The following is a 23536-nucleotide window of genomic DNA, read 5'->3' as shown; positions in this document are numbered from 1 at the left end:
CTCAGGAGACAGAGCTCTGTGAAGAACATCAGCGCCACGCTCGCGATCGTCTGGCGAATCGCCGCCCCCTATTTCCGGTCGGAGGACAAATGGGCCGGCCGCGGCCTGCTTGCCGCAGTCATCGCGATGGAGCTGGCGCTGGTCGCGATCGACGTCCTGGTCAATCAATGGCAGAACCGGTTCTACAGCTCACTGCAGGCAAGTGACTGGGATAGCTTCGTCAGGGAGATCTGGATCTTCATCGGCCTCGCCTCCGCCTTCATCGCGCTGGCGGTCTACAAGCTGTACCTGAACCAGTGGCTCCAGATCCGCTGGCGGCAATGGCTGACCCGGCACTATTTGGGCGAATGGCTGCAAGGCGCCACCCACTACCGCATGCAGCTTAAGGGCGATGCGGCCGACAACCCGGACCAGCGCATCACCGAGGACGTCAAGAACTTCGTCGAGCAGACCCTGACCATCGGGCTCGGCCTGCTCTCGTCGATCGTGACGCTGTTCTCCTTCGTGATCATCCTCTGGGGGCTTTCCAACGCTGCGCCGTTGCACCTGTTCGGCGCCGACCTCATGATCCCCGGATATCTGTGCTGGGGCGCGCTGGTCTACGCGATCTTCGGCACCGCGCTGACGCACTGGATCGGTGCCCCGCTGGTCAATCTCAATTTCGAGCAGCAGCGCTTCGAGGCCGACTTCCGCTTCAACCTCGTCCGCGTCCGCGAGAATTCCGAGCAGATCGCGCTGCTCAAGGGCGAAGGCGCCGAGCGCGGCCGGCTGCTGGACCGCTTCGGCTTCGTGATCGGCAATTGGTATGCCATCATGAGCCGCACCAAGCGCCTCACCGCGTTCACCGCGAGCTATCAGCAGGCCGCCGTGATCTTTCCCTACGTGCTGGTGGCGCCGGCCTTCTTCGCCAAGAAGATCCAGCTTGGCGACATGATGCAGACCGCCTCCGCCTTCTCGAGCGTACAGGGCGCATTGTCGTTCTTCGTCACGGCGTACCGATCGCTGGCGGAATGGCGCTCGATCGTCGCCCGCCTCGACGGCTTCGAGATGTCGGTCGATGCGGCCGCGCACCTGCCGCCGCACGAGCCTGCGATCGCCCTCAAGGCCGCCGGCGGCAATCGCAATATCACCCTCGAACAGCTCTGCGTGAACCTGCCGAGCGGCACGCCGCTGGTCGCCACCGACGCCTTCTCCGTCCAGACGCCGGAGCGCGTGCTGGTGACCGGACCGTCGGGCTCCGGCAAGTCGACGCTGTTCCGCGCCATCGCCGGCATCTGGCCGTTCGGCACCGGCACCATCTTCGTCCCGGAAAAAGCGAAGCTGATGATGCTGCCCCAGCGCCCCTATTTCCCGGTCGGCGTGTTGCGCGACGCGGTGGTCTATCCGGCCGCGCCGGGCGCATTTGAAACTGCACGCGTCAGGGACGCGCTGATCGCGGTCGGCCTGCCCGACCTCGCCGAGCGGCTTGAGGAGGACGGTCATTGGAACCGGATGCTGTCGCTGGGCGAGCAGCAGCGCCTCGGGCTCGCCCGCGCGCTGCTGCACGCGCCGGACTATCTGTTCCTGGACGAGGCCACGGCCTCGCTGGACGAGCCGTCCGAGGCCCGCCTGTACCGGCTGCTGGCGGAGAAGCTGCCACAGGCCACCCTCGTCTCGATCGGCCACCGCTCGACGCTGGAAGCCTTCCATACCCGCAAGGTGACGATGGTGAAGCACGGCGCGATCCACGTCCTCGGTGACGGTGGTGTGCCGGTCGAGAAGGAGCCGAGCGCGGCACGCTGAGACGGCCCGACGAAGCTCTGAGGCTATGGCCCTTGGTTGCGGCCGTGCTTCGAGACGCCCGCCTTTTTCGGCCTTCAGGATGAGGTCTGTCCTCGCGGTGAGATCTGTGACCCCTCATGGTGAGGAGCCCGCCGGAGGCGGCCGTCTCGAACCATGCGGGCCCCTGGCCTACGCCCCAAAGCCCCAAAGCAAAAGGGCGGCAGGTTGCCCTGCCGCCCTCATCAAGTCGCTTCGGGAAGAAGCTTACTTCAGGTTGCTCATGGCCGTCAGGTCGAACGACAGCTTGGCAATGCCGGCCGCGCCGCACCAGTTGGAGCCAGCACCGCCCGGATTGATCGCGGTGACGTTGGTGGTGCCGGTGGCGTTGAAGGCGCTGGTGAAGGCGTTGCAATCACCCTTGTTCAGGTCGGTGTCGGAGTAACGCAGGTCCAGCGTGAACACTTTGTAGGTGAAGCCGATGCCGATGTTCCAGGTGTTGTAGTCCTTGTAGGGGATACCGTTGGCGAAAACGGTGCCGACGCCGGTGCCGTAGAAGGCGTCCGAAGTACCAAACCACTGCCGGCCGAACTCACCCGAGACGTACATGCCCATGCCGGAAGCACCGAAGGCCGTGCTGGGCGCCGTGTACTTGGCGGTCAACGAAGCGTAGTTGCCCCAGGCACCCGAGTTCAGGAAGTTCGGCGAGTAGTACTCGGTCGCGCCGACCGTGAAGCTGTCGTTGATGGTGTAGTTCACCTTGCCGTAGACTTCGACGAAGCTGACGTCCTTCTTCATGACGTTGCCGTCGGCGAGGAAGATAGTGGTCGTGCTGACGCCGCAGACGTTGCCGCCCGGAATGCCGCCGGTGAGCACGTTGTCGGCGCAGCTGCCGCCCGGATACAGGTAGCCCCAGACACCGATATCGAAGGCGAAGGCGCCGAAGGTCGGGCGGATACCGCCGTAGATGTCGACTTCAGCAGCAGCGCGATTGGCGAAGGAGATGCTCTCGGCGGACACGCCGACGTAGAGCTGGAGGTCCTTGTTGACGTTGTAGCGCGGCTCGAAATAGGCCGCGACCGACGGCTTGTGGTTCGACTGCGTGACGCCGCGGAAGATGTAGTCGCTCATGATGGCGCCGCCGAAGGCGATATCCCAGGGATCAAACGCGACCACCGGCGGGGCCTTCAGTGCCTTCACTCGCATGTCTGCCGCGAAAGCCGAGCCCGTCACCATTGCCAGCGCCGTTGCCAACAAAGCCACTTTTTTCATTTCGATCCCCATCACCAGTTCTAAGACCCCAGCCGGATCCCGGAAGCCCCCGGAACGCTCGACCTGATTGCAAATTTCGTAACTGCGGCAATCTGGATGGGGTGAGGCAAACCGTGAAGCAAAAAACGCGGGCATCTGCCGACTTTTTGGGCGTTCTGACGATTCCACGAAAGGTTGTCAGCCCGTGTGTCTTCTCGATCACATTATTTGCATTCCAAAGTGCACTGGGAGGCCCGCGTTAGTACGGGTCCGGCGGTACCGTGCTGCCCGTGCCACGAATCAGGCTGCTTCCCGACGAGATCATCCCCGCGCGCCGACGCGCCGATGCAAAAAGGCCGCAGCATCGCCGGCTGCGGCCTTCCTGTTGCCGATCATGGTCGTCGGATTGGATCCAGCCTTTGGCCTGACCTTGGGCCTAACCTTGTCCTTCGGCCGGTGTCGTGTCCGCAGAAGACGAAGGCATCGCCCAGCTTGTCTCGGCGGCAGGCTCGGGAGCCGGAGCTGCCGGCGTTGACGGCTTCGGAGCTGCCTTCGCCTTCTTCGGCGCCGCTTTCTTCGCAGCCTTCTTGGCGGCCTTCTTAGGCGCAGCCTTCTTAGCGGCCTTCTTTGGCGCGGCCTTCTTCGCAGATTTCTTTGGAGCCTTCTTGGCAGACTTCTTCGCGGATTTCTTCGCGGACTTCTTGGCTGCCTTCTTTGAGGTCTTCTTCGCCGCTACTGCCTTCTTGGCCTTTTTGGCCTTCTTGCTTTTTTTCTTCTTCGCTTTCGCCATCGTGATCCTCCTGTTGCCGCCGAACAATGGTCGATCGGGTGTCTTCAGCCGTTATCTCCGGACGAAAGCTCAGCCTTCGAAAGCTTAGTCTTCGAAAGCTCAGTCTTGCGCGTTCAATGCCGGCTGCGACCCGCCCGTAGCCCAATCGAGAAGCTCAATCGTGTGTACGACCGGAACTGACGTGCCACTGGCAATCTGCACCATGCAGCCGATATTGCCTGCGGCAATCATGTCCGGCTTGACGCTCGCGATGTTGGCGACCTTGCGATCGCGCAACCGGCCCGCAAGCTCGGGCTGGAGAATGTTGTAAGTCCCCGCCGAACCGCAACACAAATGGCTCTCCGGCACATCTTTCACCACGAATCCGTTATTGGAAAGCAATTCTTTCGGAAGGCCCGTGATTTTCTGCCCGTGCTGCAACGAACACGCAGAGTGATAAGCGACGACGATGTTGTCCTGTCGCGTCGTGGCCGCGAGTCCAAGGCCGGCGACGTATTCAGTGATGTCCTTGGCGAGCGCAGAGACCTTCGCCGCATCGGCGGCAAACGCAGCGTCTTCGCGCAGAAGATAGCCGTAGTCCTTGATCACGGTGCCGCAGCCTGACGCCGTCACCAGGATGGCGTCGAGCCCCTCGCCGGCCGCTTCCGCGCGCCACGCCGCGACATTGGCGCGAGCCCGTGCCAATGCGTCCTGATCGTCGCCGAGGTGATGGGTCAGGGCGCCGCAGCACTGCTCGTCCCTGACAAGGACGACCTCGATGCCGTGGCGCGTGAGGAGACTGATGGCGGCCTGGTTGATGCGCGGCGCCAGCACCTGCTGGGCGCAGCCCTGGAGCAGCGCGACCCGGCCGCGCTTCTTGCCGAGTGCCGCGAACACACTGCCGGCGGCGGGCCCGGGCGGCGGCAGCCGGTCCGGCGCCAGCGCCAGCATCGCCTTGAGGCGCAGAACCAGGCCGGGCGTCGCCGACGGCCGCGGCGTCGGCAGGAACGCGGCCAGCGGGCGGGCCAGCCGCGCCAGCCACATGCTGGCGCGGAAACGCTGCGGGTGCGGCAGGACGAAGGCCAGCACTCGGCGCAGCAGCCGCTCGGCGAGCGGCCGCTCGTAACGCTGCTCGATCCTGACCCGGGCCTGATCGACCAGATGCATGTAATTCACGCCCGAGGGGCAGGTCGTCATGCAGGCCAGGCACGACAGGCAGCGGTCGACATGTTTGACCACTTCGGCCGTCGGCGTCTGGTCCTTCTCCAGCATCTCCTTGATCAGATAGATGCGGCCGCGCGGGCTATCGAGCTCGTCGCCAAGCAGCACATAGGTCGGACAGGTTGCGGTGCAGAAGCCGCAATGGACGCAGGCGCGCAGGATCTTGTCGGCTTCCGCGATGTCGGGATCGGCGAGCTGCGCGAGTGAAAATTCGGTCTTCATGCGGCAGTGCCTCGCGTCAGCCGCCCCCGGTTGAGGATGGTCTTCGGATCGAAACTGGCGCGGACCCGCTCGCTCAACGCGGCAAGGCCAGGGGCTTGCGGGTGGAATACATCGATCGCGCGCCTGATGTCCTCGGCCGCCCGGATCAGCGTGGCGTGCCCGCCGGCGGCATTCGTACGTTCGCGCACGGCCCGAGCATGCGCGTCCGGCTTCGGTGGCACCGCCGCCCAGATCAGTCCACCACCCCAATCGTAGATCACGTCGCCACCGGTCTCGCGCGCCAGCAGGGTCCCGAGCGCCGCGCCCGACGCCGGCGGGCAGACGATCCGCCAGACCGGCCAGGCCCCCAGCGCGCCACTGGCCGCGAACGGCAGGACGTCGCGGATCGTGGTCCACAGCGCCGCTGACGCCGTGTCCTCGACGAGAATTGCGGTTCCGAACGGCGCCAGCAATTCGCGCAGCGAGCCGGCACGGTGGGCGGCCGAGGCGGCAATGCCCTCGAGCCGCAGCACGGTCAGCGCCTCGCCCTGGCCTGCGATATCGCCGAGACCTTCGATCTCGGTCCGGAACGCCGATGTCGGCAGATGCGCGGCCCCGGAGACATCGAAAGGCGAGCCGAGCGCCGCCGTCATTGCCTTGTTGGCGGCGGCATCGTCGAGCCCGCGCAGCAACAGCGTCCGCTCGGCCTCCGGCTTGGGCATCACTTTCAGCGTGACCTCGGTCATGACCGACAGCGTGCCCCAGGAACCGGCGAGAAGCTTGCAGAGGTCGTAGCCGGTGACGTTCTTCACCACCTTGCCGCCGGTCTTGAAGCTGTCGCCGAAACCGGAGACGGCATGCGCCCCGAGCAGATGGTCGCGCGCGCCGCCCGCCTTGATCCGGCGCGGACCGGCCAGGCCAGCCGCGATCATGCCGCCGATGGTGCCGAGCGCGGGCGTGCCGAGCAGCGGCGCGGTGTTCATCGGCTCGAAGGCGAATTGCTGGTTCTTGGCATCGATCAGCGACAGCACGTCGGCCAGCGGCGCCCCGGCCTGGAGCGTGACAATGAGTTCGTTGGGCTCGTAGCCGGTGATGGCATTCAGCGCGGAGACGTCGAGCACGGCGTTGGTCGCCATCGCGTGGCCGATGCCGCGCTTGGAGCCATGGCCGATGATCTCGAGCGGCTGCTCATTGGCAATCGCCGCGCGCACCACCTCTTCGACGTCTTTGGCGTCTCGTACCTTGAGCGTATCCACGGGCAAAGGCGGTAGCGAAATTCGCCGCCAAAATCAAATGCAGCGTGACGACAGCGGCCATTGCCGCGCGATCCGGCTCGACCTCGGAGCCACGGCCAAGATTCGATCCTCATCGAAGCATTCACGACGTCGACACTTCGATCACCGGCGAACCAAAGCCGACAGCCGATCGCTACAAATCTGCACCGAGAGACCAACCGACGGAGACGACATCATGAACCACTATGCCACGCAGAAATCGCTCAGCGACGCCGTCGACGGCGGCGGCCTGCTCGTCGTCGCGCAATGGGAAGCGAAGCCGGGCGAGGCCGACAAGATCGCCGCGATCCTCGACCGCTTCCTGCCGGAGGCCCAGCGCGAGGACGGCGTCAAGCTGTTCTTGATCTCGCGCGCAAAGGACAATCCGGCCCAGTTCCTGTTCTACGAACTGTTCCGCGACGAGGCGGCATTCAAGGCGCACCAGGAGAGCGCGCATTTCAAGACCTGGATCGCTGGCGAAGCCCTGCCGCTGCTGGCGAAGCGCGAGCGGGCGCAATACGGACTGCTGTAGGCATTGCCGAGGAAAGAGGCGTGCATCGCAAGCCCTTCCATCGGCGCAAGCGCCTAGAACCGGGGGATGTCCGGGAATGCCAGATTCCCGGCATGGACGTGCATGCGGCCGAGCTCGGCGCAGCGGTGCAGGGTCGGAAACACCTTTCCGGGATTGAGCAGGCCCTGCGCGTCGAAGGCGCATTTCAGACGCTGCTGCTGGTTGAGGTCGATCTCGCTGAACATTTCCGGCATCAGATCGCGCTTCTCGATGCCGACGCCGTGCTCGCCGGTGAGCACGCCGCCGAACTCGACGCAGGCGCGCAGGATGTCGGCGCCGAAGGCTTCGGCGCGCTCGATCTCGCCGGGCTTGTTGGCATCGTAGAGGATCAGCGGATGCAGATTGCCGTCGCCGGCATGGAACACGTTGGCGCAACCAAGCTGGTACTTTTCCGAGAGCTCGCGGATGCGCGCCAGCGCCTTCGGCAGCGCACCGCGGGGGATGGTGCCGTCCATGCAGAGATAGTCGGGCGAAATGCGGCCGACGGCGGGGAAGGCGGCTTTCCGGCCGGCCCAGAACAGATTGCGCTCGGCTTCCGAGGTCGAGATCTGGCAGGTGGTCGAGCCGCAAGCGTTCGCAATCGTCTCGACCCGCGTGATCAGCTCGTCGACCTCGATCTTGGGACCGTCGAGCTCGATGATGAGGAGGGCCTCGACATCGAGCGGATAGCCGGCATGGACGAAGGCCTCCGCGGCGTGGATCGCGGGCTTGTCCATCATCTCCATGCCGCCGGGAATGATGCCGGCGCCGATGATGCGCGCCACGCATTCGCCGGCCGCCTCGACTTGCGCGAAGCCGACCATCAGCGCGCGCGCCGTCTCCGGCTTTTGCAGGATGCGCACCGTGATCTCGGTGATGACACCGAGCAGGCCTTCCGAGCCGGTGATGACGCCCATCAAATCGTAGCCGGAGTTTTCCGCCGACTTGCCGCCGATGCGCAGGATCTCGCCGCTCATCAGCACGATCTCGCAGCCGAGCACGTTGTTGGTGGTCATGCCGTATTTCAGGCAGTGCACGCCGCCGGAATTCTCCGCGACATTGCCGCCGATCGAGCAGGCGATCTGCGATGACGGATCCGGCGCGTAGTAGAACCCAGCATGGGCGACGGCCTGGCTGATCGCGAGGTTGGTGACGCCGGGTTCGGTGACGACGGCGCGGTTGTCGAAATCGATCTCGCGGATGCGCTTGAACTTGCCGAGGCCCAGAAGCACGCCGTCTTCCAGCGGCAGCGCGCCGCCGGACAGCGAGGTGCCGGAGCCGCGGGGCACCACCTTGATGCCCTGCCCTGCACAATATTTCAGGACCAGCGAAACCTGCTCGGTCGTGTCGGGCAGCACAACGACCATCGGCGGCTGCCGATAGGCCGTCAACCCATCGGATTCATAGGCCCGCATCTCGGCGGCGCTGTCGATCACGCCTTCGCCCGGCACGATTGCGCGCAATGCAGCCACGATCTCGGCGCGGCGCGCGAGCACGGCCTGGTCGCTCGCGGGCATCATGATGGCCATAACATTTCCTTCATGGCATATCCTTCCGGCCAAGGCCGCATGATCGATTTGTCGCGGTAAATCAACCACGTCCGCGGTGGTTTGGGTAGGCCGTCCGAAAGTCGGATCGACGATCCTGCGCGAGTTCGCTCTGGGACAAGTAGGAAATCGTGAAACCTGCCATGGTTTGGCGGCTTGTCCAATCCGAGCAGGCCTGCCAAAACCGGCAGGTCCGACCGTTGCCGATCAGGCATGCAACTGACCAGCCCCCAGGGAAGAGACGAAGAGCACCCGATGACAAAACTGATTTTTGGCGCATTGACCATTCTCACCGCGATTGCCACCGCACCCGCCGCGATGGCGCAGGACGTCGCGGCCGGCAAGTCGTCGTTCAACAAATGCCTGGCCTGTCACGCGATCGGCGAAGGCGCCAAGAACAAGGTCGGCCCCGAGCTCAACGGCCTCGACGGCCGCAAGTCCGGCACCGCGCCGGACTACAATTACTCCGACGCCAACAAGAATTCCGGCATCACCTGGAACGAGGCCGTGTTCAAGGAATACATCAAGGACCCCAAGGCCAAGATCCCCGGCACCAAGATGGCGTTCGCCGGCATCAAGAACGAGACCGAGATCAACAATCTCTGGGCCTACGTGTCGCAGTTCGACAAAGACGGAAAGATCAAGCAGTAAGCGCGGGAACGGCGGCCGCTGGAGCTTCGGTTCTGAACCGAAGCTCCAGCTTCTCGTTTTGACGCGTTTTCTTCACGCGAACCGGCATCCACTTCGCTCGAAAACGCTCTAATCGGCGGTCGCCTGCGCCGGGACGATTTTCCCGATCATCGTCTCGATCTCTGTCTTCACGAGATCGGGCACCGCGTTCTGCACCATGTGGCCGAGATCAGGCAGCACGATCAGCTTGGCATTCTGCACGGTGGCGGCGAACGGGCGGGCGTGAATGGCGGTCTTTACCGTCTTGTCGGGTTCGCCGGCGATGATCGTGACCGGCGCCGTTATCTCGCCGTAGCGCGGAGCTTGCGCAGCCACCGCCTGCTTCAGCGACACCAGATCATAGGCATTGGCGATGAACTCGCGCGGGCGCAGCAGCAACGGCGTCGCGGAGTCCTGCACGAAACCGTCCGGCATCGTTTGCGGCAGGAAGACGTTGCGCGCGCCGGACTCGCTCAGGAAATAGCCTAGCGGGAGGGTTATGGTGTAGGCGAACAGCGGGCCGATTACGGGCGTTGCGATGATCTCGTTGTAGCGGCCGACGCCGCCGCGCCAAGGATGGGTGACGGGCGCGAGCATCACAAGGCCCGCGACGCGGCCGGGATGATCGAGCGCCAGCCGCGCGCCGAGCGCGCCGCTCCAGGAATGCACCACGAACACCGCGCGATCGATCCCGAGCTTGCCGAGCGCCTCATCGATCATTCGCGCCTGGACCTCCGGCGTCGAATCCTGCCGCCGCGCCCGCGTGCTCCAGCCGTGGCCGGGACGGTCGATCAGGATGACGCGATGGTTCCTGGCGAGGAGATCGCCGAGCGGCCGCCGCATTGCCTCGAGGTTGGAGCTCGCGCCGTGCAGCATCACGATCGGCAGGCCCGAATCGCGCGGGCCGATATCGACGAGGTGAAGCACGGCACCCTCGACCTCGATCATCCGGCCCTGCGGTGGAAAGGCGCGTTGCACGGCGAGGACGCCGGCCTGCGTGACCAGCGCCAGCACAACCAGCGCGGTCACGACTGACATCACGATCATGGACGGAATCCGGGCGACCCAAGGCACAGGGCAGTTACGTGGCTTGCGGCCGGCAGTTTCGCCCGGGGAGCCCCCGCGCTCCACTTGAAATGCCGGGGCTGTGGATATGTGCATAATTCAAGCGAGAAAAACGCAATGAAATCAATACTGCTCCCCGGAGCACGCAGGCTTCGAAACAGCTTCATGCACTCGTCATCGCGGCTTCCTTATAATCGCCATGGTCGGTTCCGCCATTTAGACGCAGGTGGGCGCCGATCGTGCTCGCAACCCTCAGGGATGCGGGAAGACCGGCAGGATTTATCCTGATTTGAACCGGAGAATTTCGATGAGCCTGAGATCCAAAGATACTGCGATCGACGAGATCGTGGCAAGCTGCCACGGTGACCTGCGCGGTGCCGTGCGCGCGCTGCTGCTGATCAACGAGCACCTCGAGACGGAGCTTGCAAAGGCCTACGCCGCAGCGGTCGATCGCGGCCTCGCCGAGCGCGAAGGCAGCGTTTTGCACTAGATTGCTGTCGACCTAGTTCGTGCTGTCCTCGTCCTTTTCCTCGTCAGGCGTGGGTGCGGGACAGGCGCGGATGGTCGAACGGGCAAGCTTGGCGTCGGCCTTCGATTTGTAAGGACCGTCACCGAACCAGACGTCGCCGAAGATCACGGGATTGCTGGTCACGATGTTGCATTTTCCGGTGGCGCGATTGCCGACCACCCAGAACAGTCCGTCGGCGAGGCTCGCCGTGCCCGACGCCAACAGCAACATACCTGCAAAGATCAAACGCTTCATGGCTGTGCTCCCGCCATGAAGGTAGGCCTGCGGCGGTGCCATCCACACCCCTTGTAACGCGGCGCGTGTCATCGTGGTTAATCCGCCTGCGCCGCATTCGCTCGAGCAATGATCGACTTGTCCGCTAAATATCGCGGCCTTCGACCTTCTCGGTCAGCGCCTTGACCTGGTCGGGGATCTTCTCGAGGTGCGGATTGACGGCGAGCGCCTTGCGGTAGGCTTCGAGCGCGCGCTTTTCGTCGCCGACCTCCTGCATGATCATGCCGAGGCCTGCGAGCGCGCCGAAATGACGAGGCTCGCGGATCAACACCTCGCGGATGTCGGCGAGCGAGCGGCCATAATCGTTCTGCATGTAGTAGAGCGTCGCACGACGATTCCAGGCCTCGATGTAGTCGGGCCTGAGCTTGACGACCGAATCCAGCAGCTTGATCGCAACCTCGATCTTCTTTGCGTCGACGGCGGTCTTGGCCCGCGCCATCAGCAGCGCCGCGGTGTCGCTCGGGGTCTGGATCCAGATCGCCCAGATCCGCGCCTCGACATGCTTGGCGCTGGCTTCGTCGGGCGCAGCTTTCAGCGCGCCGAACAGGAAATCGAGATTCTTGGTGCGGTCGACCTTGGGCAGCTTGGCCGGCGCTTCCGGAAGTTTCTTCTGCTTGCCGGGCGGAGCCGGCGGATCAGCCTGCGCCAGCGCCGGAGCGAGGCCGGCGGCTCCCAGCACAAGAGCCAGACACAGGGTGCGCGCGAAGAGGAATCTCACTGCCATGGTCGAAGTCTAAACGCGCAAAGCCGCCCTTGCAAAGCAGGGGCGGCGTCAAACTCGTGTGAGACCGTGGTCTTGCGGGCGCGCGAGCGTCAGGCAGGGCGAAATCAGCCGCCCAGATCAGCCCTGGCGAGCCTTGAAGCGGCGCTGCACCTTGTTGATCACATAGACCCGGCCCTTGCGGCGGACCAGGCGGTTGGCGCGATGGCGACCGCGCAGCGATTTCAGCGAGTTACGGACCTTCATGGCAGAATCCTGAACGTTCGAAAGGCCGTGTTCGGCACTACCGTTTCGGCACGCGCGAATGAGGCAAAATGAGATTTTCCCGCTGGCGGACCGACCGCCCGGGACGGGGCGGTTCTTAAGGCATGGGAGGACCGGATGTCAATGTTAACTGGCCCGATCGCACCCAGCAAATTCAGGAAAACAACCCGATGCAAAGTAGAAGCGGCCGGATCGGGCTCAATCATCTCGGACGACGCCGATCCCACAACGCCTTGTCCCCACAATGCCTTGCCAAATTCGTTATATCATATAATCAATTCGACAACCCGTCGGGAGGAAACCCATGCCGAAGCTGAAGCTGCCGAACATCGACGACGTCGTTGCCATCGACATCCACACCCACGCCGAGGAGCCCTGCGGCACCCATCCCGACGACGGCTATGACGACTTCCAGGCGCAGATGGCGGACTATTTCAAGTCGCCGCACAAGCATCCGCCGACCGTGCCGGAGACCGCCGCCTACTATCGGTCCAAGAACATCGCCGCGGTGATCTTCCCGGTCGACGCCGAGCGCGAGACCGGCTTCCGCCGCTACAAGAATGAGGAGATGCTGGAGATCGCCTCCGACCATCTCGACGTTCTCATCCCCTTCGTCTCGATCGACCCGCACAAGGGCAAGCTCGGTGTGCGCGAGGCGCGCAAGCTGATCGAGGAATACGGGGTGCGCGGCTTCAAATTCCACCCAACCATGCAGGGCTTCTACGCCAACGACCGCATGGCCTATCCGCTCTATGAAGAGATCAACAATGGCGGCGCGATCGCGCTGTTCCACACCGGCCAGACCGGCGTCGGCTCGGGCATGCCCGGTGGCATGGGCATGCGGCTGAAATATTCCAACCCGATGTACATGGACGACGTCGCGGCCGATTTCCCCGAGCTCAAGATCATTCTCGCCCATCCCTCCTTCCCCTGGCAGGAAGAGGCGCTGTCGGTCGCGACCCACAAGCCCAACGTCTACATCGACCTCTCGGGCTGGTCGCCGAAATATTTCCCGCCGATCCTGGTGCGCTACATCAACTCGATCCTGCAGGACAAGATGCTGTTCGGTTCGGACTGGCCGGTGATCACGCCCGACCGCTGGCTGTCGGATTTCGCCAAGATCGAGATCCGCGACGAGATCCGGCCGAAGGTGCTGAAGGCCAACGCGCGCAAGCTGCTGGGGATCTAGGCGCGTACTCGTCAGCGCATCGAGGGCTTCGACGCTGCTATCGAAGCCCTCATGCTCCGGCCCTGAGGGCCTAAGACTTTGGCGCGGTGAATCTGATGGCTATGTTATGCGATCAGTTCACGCCTGCGAGGAAGCCGGCCAGGATTGTCCGGCTTTGGCTGAGCGTCTCGATACGTTCGTCGATCAGGCCGACCTGCTGAGTGAGTATTTTTCGCAGCTCGTTGCACGGCGTGAAAGCTGGATCGTTGTTCCTCACGCATGGGAGCAACCGCTTGATGGTTTCGAGCGTCATTCCCGCGCCGCCGAGCATCTTGGTGCGCCGTACGGTTTCCTCTTCGGCCAAGCCATAGTCGCGATAGCCGGAGTTCGTCCGCAGCGGCGTGAGCAGTCCTTCGCCTTCGTAGTAGCGCAGCATTCGGACGCTGACCCCCGTCCGCCGGGAGAGTTCGCCGATTTTCATCTGAAGCCCCTTGACCCTGACAGCACTGTCAGACCCTAAAGACTTTGCTCGTCCAAGTGAATGCCACTTGTGAAGGGAGCAACGATGAAAGCCTACCATTTGAATGGCCATGCTGGTGCTGGCCGCCTTGCGCGCGCCGAAATCAGCAAACCCGAACCCGCCAATGGCGAGGTCCGCATTCGGGTCGAAGCGGCAAGTCTGAATTACCGCGACCTCCTGATCCTCGACCGTGCAGGCCAAGGCGAGATCAACGGCCGCGTGCCACTCTCCGACGGTGCGGGTGTCGTTGACGCCATCGGCGCCGGCGTCGCGCAATGGCGACTCGGAGACCGCGTCGCTGCGTCGTTCTTCCGCGATTGGATCTCGGGGCCGTTCAAGTCCAGCTATATTCCGTCATCCCTCGGTGGCAACACGATGGACGGAATGCTGGCTGAGTATGTCGTGCTGCCGGCGACCGCGCTGGTCTCAGTGCCGGCCCATCTGTCCGCGGTGGAGGCAGCGACCCTGCCCTGTGCCGGCGTCACGGCTTTCCATGGCCTCATCGCACGCGGCGGGATGCAAAGGCGACACGCTATTGGTCCAGGGAACAGGCGGCGTCGCGCTGTTCGGGCTTCAATTCGCAGCGGCGCTGGGGGCGCGTGCGATCGTGATATCCTCCTCGGATGAAAAACTCGCCCGCGCCAAGGCGCTGGGCGGCTCGATCCTCATCAACTACCGCGACACCCCTGACTGGGATGTCGTCCTCATGAAGGCGACGAATGGCGCAGGTGCCAGTCACATCCTCGAACTCGGCGGTCCCGGCACTTATGACCGATCGCTGCGATCGGTCGCTTCGGGTGGCAAGATCGTCCAGATCGGTGTCTTGACGGGGTTCGGTCCCAAGCCCGACCTCGCGCGCCTGCAGTGGGAGAATGCCGACATCATTGGTGTCACCGTCGGATCGGTCGAACACTTTGCCGCGATGAATCGCTTCCTGACCGAACACGCGATCCACCCGATCGTGGATCGGGTCTACGACTTCGACGACGTTCCCGAAGCGTATGCGCACCTGCGGACCGGCTCACACTTCGGCAAGATCGTGATCAGGCTTTAAAAGCGAGGGCTCAGTTCGCGTTTCCGTGTTGGATCGATACCGCGGCGCCTTGTATAGTCCGTGGACCGCAACGATCCCGGAGGACAGGTCAATTGAGTCTCAAAGCCGTTGTCTTCGATGCCTACGGAACGCTTTACGATATCCAGTCGGTCGCCGAGACCACCGAGGATGCGTTTCCGGGCTACGGTGAGATCATCACGCAGATCTGGCGAATCAAGCAGCTCGAATACACCTGGTTGCGCTCGCTGATGCGGCGCTACCAGGACTTTGCAGCCATCACGCGCGACTCGCTTGCCTATACGCTGCGCGTGCTCGGGCTCGCTTACGAGAATGAGGCATTCGAGCGCGTCGTCGAGAAGTACCTTCATCTCGATCTCTATCGGGATGCGACGGCGGCGCTCACGGCTCTGAAACCGCGAAAGCTCGCCATCCTCTCCAACGGCAGTCCGGACATGCTGAATGCGCTCGTGCGCAACTCCGGCCTCGACGCCCTGCTCGACGCCACGATCAGCGTCGACGAGAAGAAGATCTTCAAGCCGAGCCCGGAGGCCTATGAGCTGATCGGCGAGGTGCTCGGCACCGCGCCTGACGAGGTGCTGTTCGTCTCCTCCAATCCCTGGGATGTCGCGGGCGCGAAAGCATTCGGACTGAACGTTGCCTGGATCGAACGGGTGACGCCGGAAGCGATGGCGCTGGCTTGCGTCGAGAACGAACTCGTGGCACCGCTGACGATGTTTAAGGCGATCCGCACCCAGATGGACGAGCTCGGCTTTGCGCCGGATCATCGCGTCCGGGCGCTCTCGGAACTGCCAAGTTGCTTAGGCATCGCCGCCCAACGGTAAGTCTGGAATGAGCCGACCTGAATGAGCCTGGAATCCGTTCGCGCCTTCTTCGCCGAGAAAGCCCCCGACATATCAGTTATCGAATCCCCGATCAGCTCCGCGACAGTGCCGCTGGCCGCCGAGGCTTATGGCGTCGAGCCCGGACGGATTGCCAAGACGCTGTCGTTGCGGATCGGCGAGCGCGTGATCCTGATCGTCGCGGCCGGCACTTCGCGCATGGACAACAAGAAGGTGAAGGCGGCGTTCGGCGGCAAGCCGAAAATGCTGGGACTGGAAGAGGTCGCCGAGATCACCGGCCACGAGGTCGGCGGCGTCTGCCCGTTCGGATTAAAGGCGCCGCTGCCGGTCTATTGCGACGTCTCGCTGAAAGCGTTCGACGTGGTGGTGCCGGCCGCCGGCTCGACCCACAGCGCCGTGCGCATCACGCCGGAGCGGATGGCGGAGCTGACCCGGGCTGAATGGGTCGATGTCTGCGAAGTCAGGCCGTAAGGCAGCTGGGGGATGCCTGATGCATTTGCCGGTCAGGGACGCTAATGTACGGACCATGCCCGATGATAAGGTCAAACGGCGGCTGACCACCGTGCTATGCGCTGATGTGCACGGCTATTCTCGTCTCATGGAAGCAGACGAGGCGGGAACGCTGGAGACACTCCGCCGCTATCGCACGGCCATCGCGCGATTGGTGGAGCGCCATGACGGCCGGATCGTGAATACCTGGGGCGATGCCGTCATCGCCGAATTCGCCAGCGTCGTGGAAGCCGTGCAGTGTGCGGTCGAGATTCAGCAGGAAATTTCCAACCAGGATTCGGGCCCACCTCCCCCGATGCGGTTTCGCATCGGCATCAATCTCGGCGATGTGATGGTGGATGGTTCCGACCTCTATGGAGACGGGGTCAATATCGCGGCGCGTCTGCAAGAACTTGCCGAACCCGGTGGTATCGTGATCTCCAGCTCCGCCTATGATCAGGTGCACAACAAATTATCTGTTGGCTTCGACTGCCTCGGCCAGCGTCCAATGAAAAACATTGCTCCCCGTGACCAGCTATCGTGTGACCATGAGCGGCCAAGCCGCTCAAGCACGGAGCTTTCCGCCTGGCGAACGCCTGACATCTCAGACCGCAAGTGCGGGCTCGCAAACTGACGCCGCGCACCGCGACAGATCCGAGTCATCCAATTGGATGGGCTTCGTTTCAGACGGACTGGCGAAGCTGCCCCGCCCGGTTGCGGCGGCCCTCACGGTGTCGGCCTTTCTGATTCTGATCAATATTTTCACCGGCATGCACAAGATCTGGTTCCATTGGCCGGTGGCAGCTTTGCTCTTCGGCGCCATCATGCGGACGGCGCTCCGGGATCGACCTGAGTCGGACGGCAAGGGCGAGCGCTGAACGAGGCGGCACAACCGCGCTTCGCGCCCACTGCTGCGCGCGCGCGCCCCGATCATGCTTGGGCAGCACTACTCGTCGCTATCGTCATAAGGCCGCGGCTGCGCCTGCGGAGGTGGTGGCGGCACATTGTTGTATCGCGGCGCCGGCGCGGCGCGATTGCCCGGAACCTGCTGCTGCGGCGGCATCTGGTTGTTGGACTGGAACACCGCGCGACAGCCGCTGGAGAGCTGGGGCGTATTCTGCCGCAAGCAGGCCGTAATGCGGCTCACATCAGGGATCTGATCGCTGCACAGCCGCCACACATCCGGCGTGCAGGCCATCTGCTGCTCCATGGTTCCGCGATACTCTTCAGCGGATGCAGCGCCTTGCGCGACGATGCCGCCGATTGCAAGCGCCACACCCAGCGCGATCCGCTCTGTTCGCATGTCCGATTCCTTCGCGAGTCTCTCGAATTCTGTTCAATCAATGAGACGCGGAGAGGTTCTGGACCAACAAAAAATTGTGAAAATGGGCCAGGAACCTATTCGACCTTGCCGATCTTCTTCACCGCAGCAATCAGCCGCGCGCTGTCGACCGCCACGAACTCGGCAAACGCCGGCGCGTCCTGATAGGCAACGAGACTGCCCGACGTTTCGAAGGCCTTGAGCACGTCGGGGCTCGTCATCACCTGCGCCATCGCCTCGCGCAGGCGAGTCGCGATCGGCGCGGGAAGAGCACTCTGTGCAAAGAGTCCGGCCCAGATGTACATCTCGACGTCCTTGTAACCGAGCTCCTGGAAGGTCGGCACATCGGGGAAGCTTGCGACGCGCTTGGCGCCGCAATTGCCGAGCACGCGCAGCTTGCCGTCCTCCACTTGCGGCTTCAGCGTTCCCGGTGCGGCGGCGATCGCCTGCACGGTGCCGCTGAGCAGCGCGGTGAGCGCCGGTCCGGCGCCGCGAAACGGCACATGCAGCAGCTTGATGTCGGCGCTGCTCGCAAACATCTCCATCGCCACGTGCAGCGTGCCGTAAGGCCCCGATGAGCCGTAGGTGATCTGGCCGGGACGCTTCCTGGCATCCTCGACGAAATCCTGCGCGGTCTTCCATGGCGCCGAGGCGGGCACCGCGAGCAGCGTGGGATCGGCCAGCACCCGCGCGATCGGCATGAACTGCGAGAGCTCGTAGGCGACCGGACGGTCGAACAGCCGGTCGGCCTCGGGCAGCACCGCGAGCGAGGACAGCGTCATCAGCAGCGTGTAGCCGTCGGGCTCGGCGCGCGCCGCCGCGGCATTGCCGACGGATCCACCGCCACCGCCGGCGCGGTTGTCGACGATGACCGCCTTGCCGAGGATTCGCTCCAGCGCCTGTGCGACGGGGCGCGCCGCAAGATCCGCCTGGCCGCCGGCCGGAAACGGCACGATCATGGTGACGTTGCGAGAGGGATAGGCTTGCGCGAAAGCCGCGCTCGACAACACAGGCAACAACGGCAATGCGGCAGCCGCGCGCAGGACATCGCGTCGATCCATGGCAGATTTCCCCCTGTTTTCTTATTTCGCTGCCAGCCTAGCGTGACCGTCCGCAAGAACAAGCCGCGCGGCGGGATTAACGAAGCATTATCCATGTTCCGCCCGGTCAGGAACGCCCCCCTGGGCTCACCGTTGCCTCCCAGGGAGTGGAGCGATGAATAGACTTCAGACCATTGACGTGGCGCTGGACGAGATGCTGGTGAATCTCGCCGCCATCGTCTTGCGGCTTTCAAAGCCGGACGTGACGCGAACGCCGGAAGCGCGACGCGCCTTGGCGCAATCCGTGCACCAATACGCGGTCTGCGCGAAGCGTTCGCGCGATCCGCGTGTTCATGATTTGAAGTCGCAACTGGAGGAGACGTTGAAGCCGAGCTTGCGAATTGTGGTGCGTAATGGTGAGAAGGTGTCTTAGTCCAACCCGTCATTGCGAGCGCAGCGAAACAATCCAGAATACCTCCGCGGAGACATTCTGGATTGCTTCGTCGCTTCACTCCTCGCAATGATGGAGGTCGATGAAGCCGCTCGCTCTACGACGGCTTTTCTAAGACGGCTTTGCCTTTCCGCGCACTCGCCGCTTGCACGTCCCCGGCAGCTTCGCCGCGAGAAAATCACCGAGCGCCTCGACGCGCGCGGGGCGCGGGCCGCCAGGTGGCGTCACCAGATGCACGGCGCCTTCGACCTGCTTCCAGTCCTTCAGGATCACTTCGACCTCGCCGGAGGAGATGGCGTCACCGACGATGAATTCCGGAAGGTCGGCGATGCCGAGGCCGGCGATCAGCGCCGGCATCACCGCTTCGCCGTTGTTGACGCGGAGCTGTCCGCCCGGACGTACGCTGGCCTGCTCGCCGGCCGAGTTGGTGTAGTGCCAGACGTTGGGCGTGGAGAGATAGGCGTAGCTGAAGCATTTGTGCTCGGCCAGATGCATCGGATGCGTCGGCCGCCCGTGTTGCTCGAGATATGACGGCGCGGCCACCGTGAAACGCGGCATGGTGAAGAGCCGGCGGGCGATCAGCGAGGAATCCGGCAGCCGCGCGATCCGCACCGCCATGTCGAAGCCCTCGCCAATCAAATCGATGGTCGCATCGCTCAAGTGCAGATCGACCGAGACCTCCGGATACGCCTCGAAGAACTCCGGCAGCAGCGGCGCCACCGCCTTGATCCCGAATGTCATGGGCACGGCGAGCCGCACGAGGCCGCGCGGTGCGACCGATTGCGCCAGCGCCTCGTTCTCCGCCGCCTCGCCGTCGGACAGCAGGCGCGTCGCACGCTCGGCGAGCTTATGCCCGGCATCGGTCAGCGCGAGCCGGCGTGAGGTGCGGTTGAACAGCCGGGCGCCGAGCCGCTCTTCGAGGCGCGTGACCGCCTTGGACACCGTTGCCTTGGACATCGCGAGCTCACCAGCGGCCCCCGCAAACGACCGTAATTCCACGACTTTTGCGAAAATCGCGAGCGCCTCGAAATCGGGGAGTTTGGCCATGAAAGCGGATCCAATTGGGATGTTTAAGGAAACAATGTGTTTCGACAGTTTCTATTTCTATACCACAAACAGAGGCTTATCCAAGGGTCATCAGAAATTCAGGAATGGAGAAATCCAATGACCAAGAAGCTCTCAGGCAAGGTTGCCCTCGTCACTGGTGGCTCGCGCGGTATCGGCGCGGCCTCTGCTCGCGCCCTCGCCGATGAAGGCGCGGATGTCGCGATCAGCTACGTTGCCTCTCCCGAAAAGGCGGAAGCCGTCGTCACCGAGTTGAAGGCCCGAGGCGTCAATGCCCGCGCCTTCAAGGCGGACCAGGCCTCGGCCAAGGACGTGACGCAGCTCGTCAACGACGTCGCGAAGGAGTTCGGCCATCTCGACATCCTCGTCAACAATGCCGGCGTCGCGAGCGGCGGTGCGATCGATGACGCCAATGCCGACACCGAAGCGCTCGCCCGCCAGGATGCCATCAACGTGCATGGCGTGATCGCTGCGATCCGCGCCGCTTCGCAATTGATGGGCGAAGGCGGCCGCATCGTCACCGTCGGCTCGATGCTCGCCGATCGCGCCTCGTTCCCGGGTCTTGCGGACTACGTCGCCACCAAGGCCGCCGTGGTCGGTTACACCAAGGGCGCAGCGCGCGACCTCGGCCCACGCGGCATCACCGTGAATGTGGTGCAGCCCGGCTCGATCGACACTGACATGAACCCGAAGGACGGCGGCGAGTTCGCCGAGACCCAGCGCAAGCAGCACGCGTTGCAGCGCTTCGGCCGCCCCGAGGAAGTCGCGGCTGGCGTCGTGTTCCTCGCAAGTCCGGAAGCCTCCTTCGTCACCGGCACGGTGCTCAACGTCGACGGCGGTTTTGGCGCCTGATCAAGGCGCCATCCGCCAAAACAAGGAATTACGCAGATGATCGAACTCAGACCCTTCGCAAAGCTCGGCGGCGCCGATCACGGCTGGCTCAATGCCAAGCATCATTTCTCCTTCGCAAGCCATTACGACCCCGACAACATGGGTCACGGCGCCTTGCGGGTCTGGAACGACGACGAGATCGCGCCGAACACCGGCTTTCCCGCCCATCCCCACGCCAACATGGAAATCATCACCTATGTGCGCGAGGGCGCGATCACCCATCAGGACAGCCTCGGCAACGAAGGCCGCACCGAAGCGGGCGACGTGCAGGTGATGAGCGCCGGCAGCGGCATCCGCCACTCCGAGTACAATCTCGAGTCGACCAAGACACGCATCTTCCAGATCTGGATCGAGCCGACCGCGCGCGGCGGGCAGCCGACCTGGGGCTCGAAGCCGTTTCCGAAAGGAGACCGCTCGGGCAAGCTCGTCACCATCGCGAGCGGCTTCGAGCATGACACGGACGCGCTGCCGATCCGCGCCGATGCGCGGGTGCTCGCCACCACGCTGAAGGCCGGTGAGAGCGCCGAGTACGTGCCGCACAAGTCGCGGCACCTTTATCTGGTGCCCGCGGCGGGGTCAGTCCAAATTAACGGCGTGCGCGTCAACGCCCGCGACGGCGCCGCGATCCGCGACGAGGACAGGCTGAAAATCACGGCACTCGAAGATTCCGAGATCGTGCTCGTCGACGCGGCGTAACGGCTCTCTCTGTCATGGCCGGGCTTGTCCCGGCCATCCACGCCCCGCGACGAGCGAACAAGAACGTGGATGCCCGGGACGAGCCCGGGCATGACGACCCAAAAAAAGCACTCACTCAATCCCATCGGAGACATCATGACCAAAGTTCTCGTCCTGTATTATTCCGCCTATGGCCACATCGAAACGATGGCCAATGCCGTTGCCGAAGGCGCGCGCGAAGCCGGTGCCACCGTCGACATCAAGCGCGTACCCGAGCTGGTGCCGGCCGAGGTCGCCAAGGCGTCCTATTACAAGCTCGACCAGGCCGCCCCCGTCGCCACGATCGACGACCTCGCCAATTACGACGCGATCATTGTCGGCACCGGCACCCGCTTCGGCCGCATGGCCTCGCAGATGGCGAACTTCCTCGACCAGGCCGGCGGTCTCTGGGCCAAGGGCGCGCTGCACGGCAAAGTCGGCGGCGCCTTCACGGCGACCGCGACCCAGCATGGTGGTCAGGAGACGACGCTGTTCTCGATCATCACCAACCTGTTGCATTTCGGCATGGTCGTGGTCGGCCTGAATTACGGCTTTGCCGGCCAGATGAAGCTCGACGAGGTCACCGGCGGCGCGCCTTACGGCGCCACCACGATCACCGGAGGCGACGGCAGCCGGCAGCCCAGCGCCAACGAGCTCGCCGGCGCACGCTATCAGGGCCGCCAGATCGCGGAGACAGCCAGGAAGCTGCACGGCTGAGCGCGGTTAAGCTTTACGTCCGAACCACTGCATGGCAGGTGCGATCTGGGCGGCATTCTCTTCTGGAGATGCCGCCCCATCTCTGTGGCCAGGATATTTCACCAAAAGCGATACGAATGGCTTTCGAACTCTTGTTGATCGCGCAGATGATCCGCAGGCCCGCTCAGGCGCTGGCGCGGCGCTGGTATTGCCGGAGCCTGTTCAAGGCCTCACGCGGCCGCTTTCACTGTGCCGGCTGCGCGAAGTCATGATGCTCTAGCCACTAGGCCTGCGTGATGTCCGCGTTGGGCTTAATGGGCGCAGTCGCGACAGGCGCCGGCGCTGTCGACAGCCACCAGCCCTCACCGGCGAACCAGCAGGTCTCGTCGGGAGCGCCCTCTCTCCGCAACGACTGCACGCCCTCCCACCCCCTTGCGAACGCCTCGGCCAGTCGCCGGGCGGCATCCGCGTTCTGCAATCCCGCGCAGCCGATGAATTGGGCACGCCCGAGGAATTTGGCGGGCCAGACCGCCCCCTCGTCGGGGCGCGTGATCATCAACATGCCGCCGATCATGCCTTCGGGCGCGAGTGGAAACACCAGCCGCCCACCGGGCAGCAAGGCATCGAGCCATTCGGTGGCCGGCTGCGCCGCACCCGCGCAGACATAGATCACGTCGGCTTTGGGAAGATCGGACGCGATGCCCGATCGATCCCGCACGTCCGTATGGGCGATGTCCTTCAGATTCTCGCGCGCGAGGCCTGCCAGACGTTCGTCGATCTCGTAGGCATGGACGCGGCCGCCGGGGCCGACGAGATGCGCGAGGATTGCGGTGTAATAGCCGCTCCCCGCGCCGATCTGGATCACAGTCTCGCCTTCCTTCACCGCGCAACCGCTGAGCCAATAGGCGTGCGCGCCGGGCATCCCGATATTGAGACCCCGCGCGCTGTCGAGCGCGAGCAGCGTGTTCTGATAGAGGAAAGCGGGATCATCATCGGGTGTGACAACATAGGGGTGGCCGCCAACCGAGATCGACCACGGCCCGGGTCCGGCGAACGTCTCGCGCCTGACGGTGCGAAACGCTTCTTCGATACGGGGGTCCGCGGCCCTCGCCGCGGCGCTGATCAACTGTGCATAGAATGCGCGATATTTTGCCGAACGATCTTCCATGTCGCCT

At 63.9% G+C, this 23536-nt stretch carries 26 protein-coding genes and 2 pseudogenes; 14 read left to right on the top strand and 14 right to left on the bottom strand.

Translation table 11 applies throughout. The features are described from left to right. The first annotated feature begins 18 nt into the window (after positions 1-18). Positions 19-1782, top strand: coding sequence for an ABC transporter ATP-binding protein/permease (locus IVB50_RS34440; RefSeq protein WP_018453429.1), 1764 nt, complete (start codon positions 19-21; stop codon positions 1780-1782). 243 nt (positions 1783-2025) lie between these two features. On the opposite strand, the gene IVB50_RS34435 is transcribed toward IVB50_RS34440, so the two are convergent. The 4 genes from IVB50_RS34435 to IVB50_RS34420 all read right to left on the bottom strand — a co-directional run bounded on the left by IVB50_RS34435 (position 2026) and on the right by IVB50_RS34420 (position 6456). Beyond that, a complete protein-coding gene (locus IVB50_RS34435) occupies positions 2026-3030 on the bottom strand; it encodes a TorF family putative porin (RefSeq protein WP_026232529.1) in 1005 nt (334 codons plus the stop codon). Positions 3031-3445: 415 nt separating this feature from the next. After that, a complete protein-coding gene (locus IVB50_RS34430; RefSeq protein ID WP_083926345.1) occupies positions 3446-3799 on the bottom strand; it encodes a histone in 354 nt (117 codons plus the stop codon). A 99-nt stretch (positions 3800-3898) separates the two neighbouring features. Continuing rightward, on the bottom strand, positions 3899-5221 hold the full coding sequence (gene glcF, locus IVB50_RS34425; RefSeq protein ID WP_018453426.1) for a glycolate oxidase subunit GlcF: 1323 nt from the start codon (positions 5219-5221) through the stop codon (positions 3899-3901). Then, positions 5218-6456: an FAD-binding protein gene (locus IVB50_RS34420; RefSeq protein ID WP_018453425.1), complete on the bottom strand. Its 1239-nt coding sequence runs from the start codon at positions 6454-6456 to the stop codon at positions 5218-5220. Before IVB50_RS34420 ends, glcF begins: the two co-directional genes overlap by 4 nt. Before the next feature lie 214 nt (positions 6457-6670). Here IVB50_RS34420 and IVB50_RS34415 point away from each other — a divergent pair, with 214 nt between their 5' ends. Continuing rightward, on the top strand, positions 6671-7006 hold the full coding sequence (locus IVB50_RS34415; protein WP_026232528.1) for an antibiotic biosynthesis monooxygenase family protein: 336 nt from the start codon (positions 6671-6673) through the stop codon (positions 7004-7006). A 53-nt stretch (positions 7007-7059) separates the two neighbouring features. Here IVB50_RS34415 and IVB50_RS34410 read toward each other — a convergent pair whose 3' ends face one another. Further along, positions 7060-8553, bottom strand: a complete 1494-nt coding sequence (locus IVB50_RS34410) for an FAD-linked oxidase C-terminal domain-containing protein (protein WP_018453423.1) — start codon at positions 8551-8553, stop codon at positions 7060-7062. Positions 8554-8826: 273 nt separating this feature from the next. Here IVB50_RS34410 and cycA point away from each other — a divergent pair, with 273 nt between their 5' ends. Then, positions 8827-9222 carry a cytochrome c-550 CycA gene (cycA, locus tag IVB50_RS34405; RefSeq protein WP_018453422.1) on the top strand — a complete coding sequence of 132 codons (396 nt, stop codon included), beginning with the start codon at positions 8827-8829 and terminating at the stop codon, positions 9220-9222. Between the two features lie 108 nt (positions 9223-9330). Here the strand turns inward: cycA and IVB50_RS34400 are convergent, their stop codons facing one another. Continuing rightward, entirely contained in the window at positions 9331-10287 is a 957-nt protein-coding gene (locus IVB50_RS34400; protein WP_247299345.1) for an alpha/beta hydrolase, read from the bottom strand. Between the two features lie 325 nt (positions 10288-10612). On the opposite strand from IVB50_RS34400, the gene IVB50_RS34395 reads away from it, so the two are divergent. After that, entirely contained in the window at positions 10613-10795 is a 183-nt protein-coding gene (locus tag IVB50_RS34395) for a hypothetical protein (protein WP_007596968.1), read from the top strand. Positions 10796-10807: 12 nt separating this feature from the next. Here IVB50_RS34395 and IVB50_RS34390 read toward each other — a convergent pair whose 3' ends face one another. The 3 genes from IVB50_RS34390 to ykgO form a co-directional block, all read right to left on the bottom strand. Continuing rightward, positions 10808-11068 (bottom strand): hypothetical protein, encoded by a 261-nt coding sequence (locus tag IVB50_RS34390; RefSeq protein ID WP_018453420.1) that lies wholly within the window; start codon positions 11066-11068, stop codon positions 10808-10810. 124 nt (positions 11069-11192) lie between these two features. Then, positions 11193-11831 carry a tetratricopeptide repeat protein gene (locus tag IVB50_RS34385; RefSeq protein WP_026232527.1) on the bottom strand — a complete coding sequence of 213 codons (639 nt, stop codon included), beginning with the start codon at positions 11829-11831 and terminating at the stop codon, positions 11193-11195. A gap of 117 nt (positions 11832-11948) precedes the next feature. Further along, complete coding sequence (ykgO, locus tag IVB50_RS34380; protein WP_006611362.1) at positions 11949-12074, bottom strand: type B 50S ribosomal protein L36; 126 nt, start codon at positions 12072-12074, stop codon at positions 11949-11951. 322 nt (positions 12075-12396) lie between these two features. Here ykgO and IVB50_RS34375 point away from each other — a divergent pair, with 322 nt between their 5' ends. Further along, positions 12397-13281: an amidohydrolase family protein gene (locus IVB50_RS34375; RefSeq protein ID WP_247299343.1), complete on the top strand. Its 885-nt coding sequence runs from the start codon at positions 12397-12399 to the stop codon at positions 13279-13281. Positions 13282-13393: 112 nt separating this feature from the next. On the opposite strand, the gene IVB50_RS34370 is transcribed toward IVB50_RS34375, so the two are convergent. After that, positions 13394-13741: a MerR family transcriptional regulator gene (locus tag IVB50_RS34370; RefSeq protein ID WP_018453417.1), complete on the bottom strand. Its 348-nt coding sequence runs from the start codon at positions 13739-13741 to the stop codon at positions 13394-13396. 84 nt (positions 13742-13825) lie between these two features. Here IVB50_RS34370 and IVB50_RS34365 point away from each other — a divergent pair. From IVB50_RS34365 to IVB50_RS34350, 4 genes and pseudogenes are all read left to right on the top strand, one after another. Further along, positions 13826-14834, top strand: a pseudogene (locus tag IVB50_RS34365) (NAD(P)-dependent alcohol dehydrogenase). 92 nt (positions 14835-14926) lie between these two features. Next, entirely contained in the window at positions 14927-15676 is a 750-nt protein-coding gene (locus IVB50_RS34360) for a haloacid dehalogenase type II (RefSeq protein WP_247299341.1), read from the top strand. A 21-nt stretch (positions 15677-15697) separates the two neighbouring features. Next, a complete protein-coding gene (locus tag IVB50_RS34355) occupies positions 15698-16165 on the top strand; it encodes a YbaK/EbsC family protein (RefSeq protein ID WP_018453414.1) in 468 nt (155 codons plus the stop codon). 55 nt (positions 16166-16220) lie between these two features. Continuing rightward, positions 16221-17061, top strand: a pseudogene (locus tag IVB50_RS34350) (adenylate/guanylate cyclase domain-containing protein). A 68-nt stretch (positions 17062-17129) separates the two neighbouring features. Here the strand turns inward: IVB50_RS34350 and IVB50_RS34345 are convergent. Together IVB50_RS34345 and IVB50_RS34340 are read right to left on the bottom strand one after the other, a co-directional pair. Beyond that, positions 17130-17486, bottom strand: coding sequence for a hypothetical protein (locus tag IVB50_RS34345; protein ID WP_018453412.1), 357 nt, complete (start codon positions 17484-17486; stop codon positions 17130-17132). Positions 17487-17581: 95 nt separating this feature from the next. Next, positions 17582-18565, bottom strand: a complete 984-nt coding sequence (locus IVB50_RS34340; protein ID WP_018453411.1) for a tripartite tricarboxylate transporter substrate binding protein — start codon at positions 18563-18565, stop codon at positions 17582-17584. 154 nt (positions 18566-18719) lie between these two features. Between IVB50_RS34340 and IVB50_RS34335 the strand changes: the two genes are divergently transcribed. Then, entirely contained in the window at positions 18720-18977 is a 258-nt protein-coding gene (locus IVB50_RS34335; RefSeq protein WP_026232525.1) for a hypothetical protein, read from the top strand. A gap of 129 nt (positions 18978-19106) precedes the next feature. Here IVB50_RS34335 and IVB50_RS34330 read toward each other — a convergent pair whose 3' ends face one another. Further along, on the bottom strand, positions 19107-20042 hold the full coding sequence (locus IVB50_RS34330) for a LysR family transcriptional regulator (RefSeq protein WP_085350126.1): 936 nt from the start codon (positions 20040-20042) through the stop codon (positions 19107-19109). Positions 20043-20159: 117 nt separating this feature from the next. Here IVB50_RS34330 and IVB50_RS34325 point away from each other — a divergent pair, with 117 nt between their 5' ends. The 4 genes from IVB50_RS34325 (at position 20160) to IVB50_RS34310 (ending at position 22641) form a co-directional block, all read left to right on the top strand. Next, on the top strand, positions 20160-20912 hold the full coding sequence (locus tag IVB50_RS34325) for an SDR family oxidoreductase (protein WP_018453408.1): 753 nt from the start codon (positions 20160-20162) through the stop codon (positions 20910-20912). Between the two features lie 36 nt (positions 20913-20948). Beyond that, a complete protein-coding gene (locus tag IVB50_RS34320) occupies positions 20949-21647 on the top strand; it encodes a pirin family protein (RefSeq protein WP_018453407.1) in 699 nt (232 codons plus the stop codon). 135 nt (positions 21648-21782) lie between these two features. Beyond that, on the top strand, positions 21783-22382 hold the full coding sequence (gene wrbA, locus IVB50_RS34315; protein WP_018453406.1) for an NAD(P)H:quinone oxidoreductase: 600 nt from the start codon (positions 21783-21785) through the stop codon (positions 22380-22382). A gap of 31 nt (positions 22383-22413) precedes the next feature. Next, positions 22414-22641 (top strand): hypothetical protein, encoded by a 228-nt coding sequence (locus IVB50_RS34310; RefSeq protein ID WP_157642889.1) that lies wholly within the window; start codon positions 22414-22416, stop codon positions 22639-22641. A 3-nt stretch (positions 22642-22644) separates the two neighbouring features. On the opposite strand, the gene IVB50_RS34305 is transcribed toward IVB50_RS34310, so the two are convergent. Continuing rightward, positions 22645-23529 carry a class I SAM-dependent methyltransferase gene (locus IVB50_RS34305; RefSeq protein WP_085350128.1) on the bottom strand — a complete coding sequence of 295 codons (885 nt, stop codon included), beginning with the start codon at positions 23527-23529 and terminating at the stop codon, positions 22645-22647. Positions 23530-23536 lie beyond the last annotated feature (7 nt).

It is taken from the genome of Bradyrhizobium sp. 87, from assembly GCF_023073015.1.
GTDB lineage: Bacteria > Pseudomonadota > Alphaproteobacteria > Rhizobiales > Xanthobacteraceae > Bradyrhizobium > Bradyrhizobium canariense_D.
This window is presented reverse-complemented; position numbering and strand designations above follow the sequence as displayed.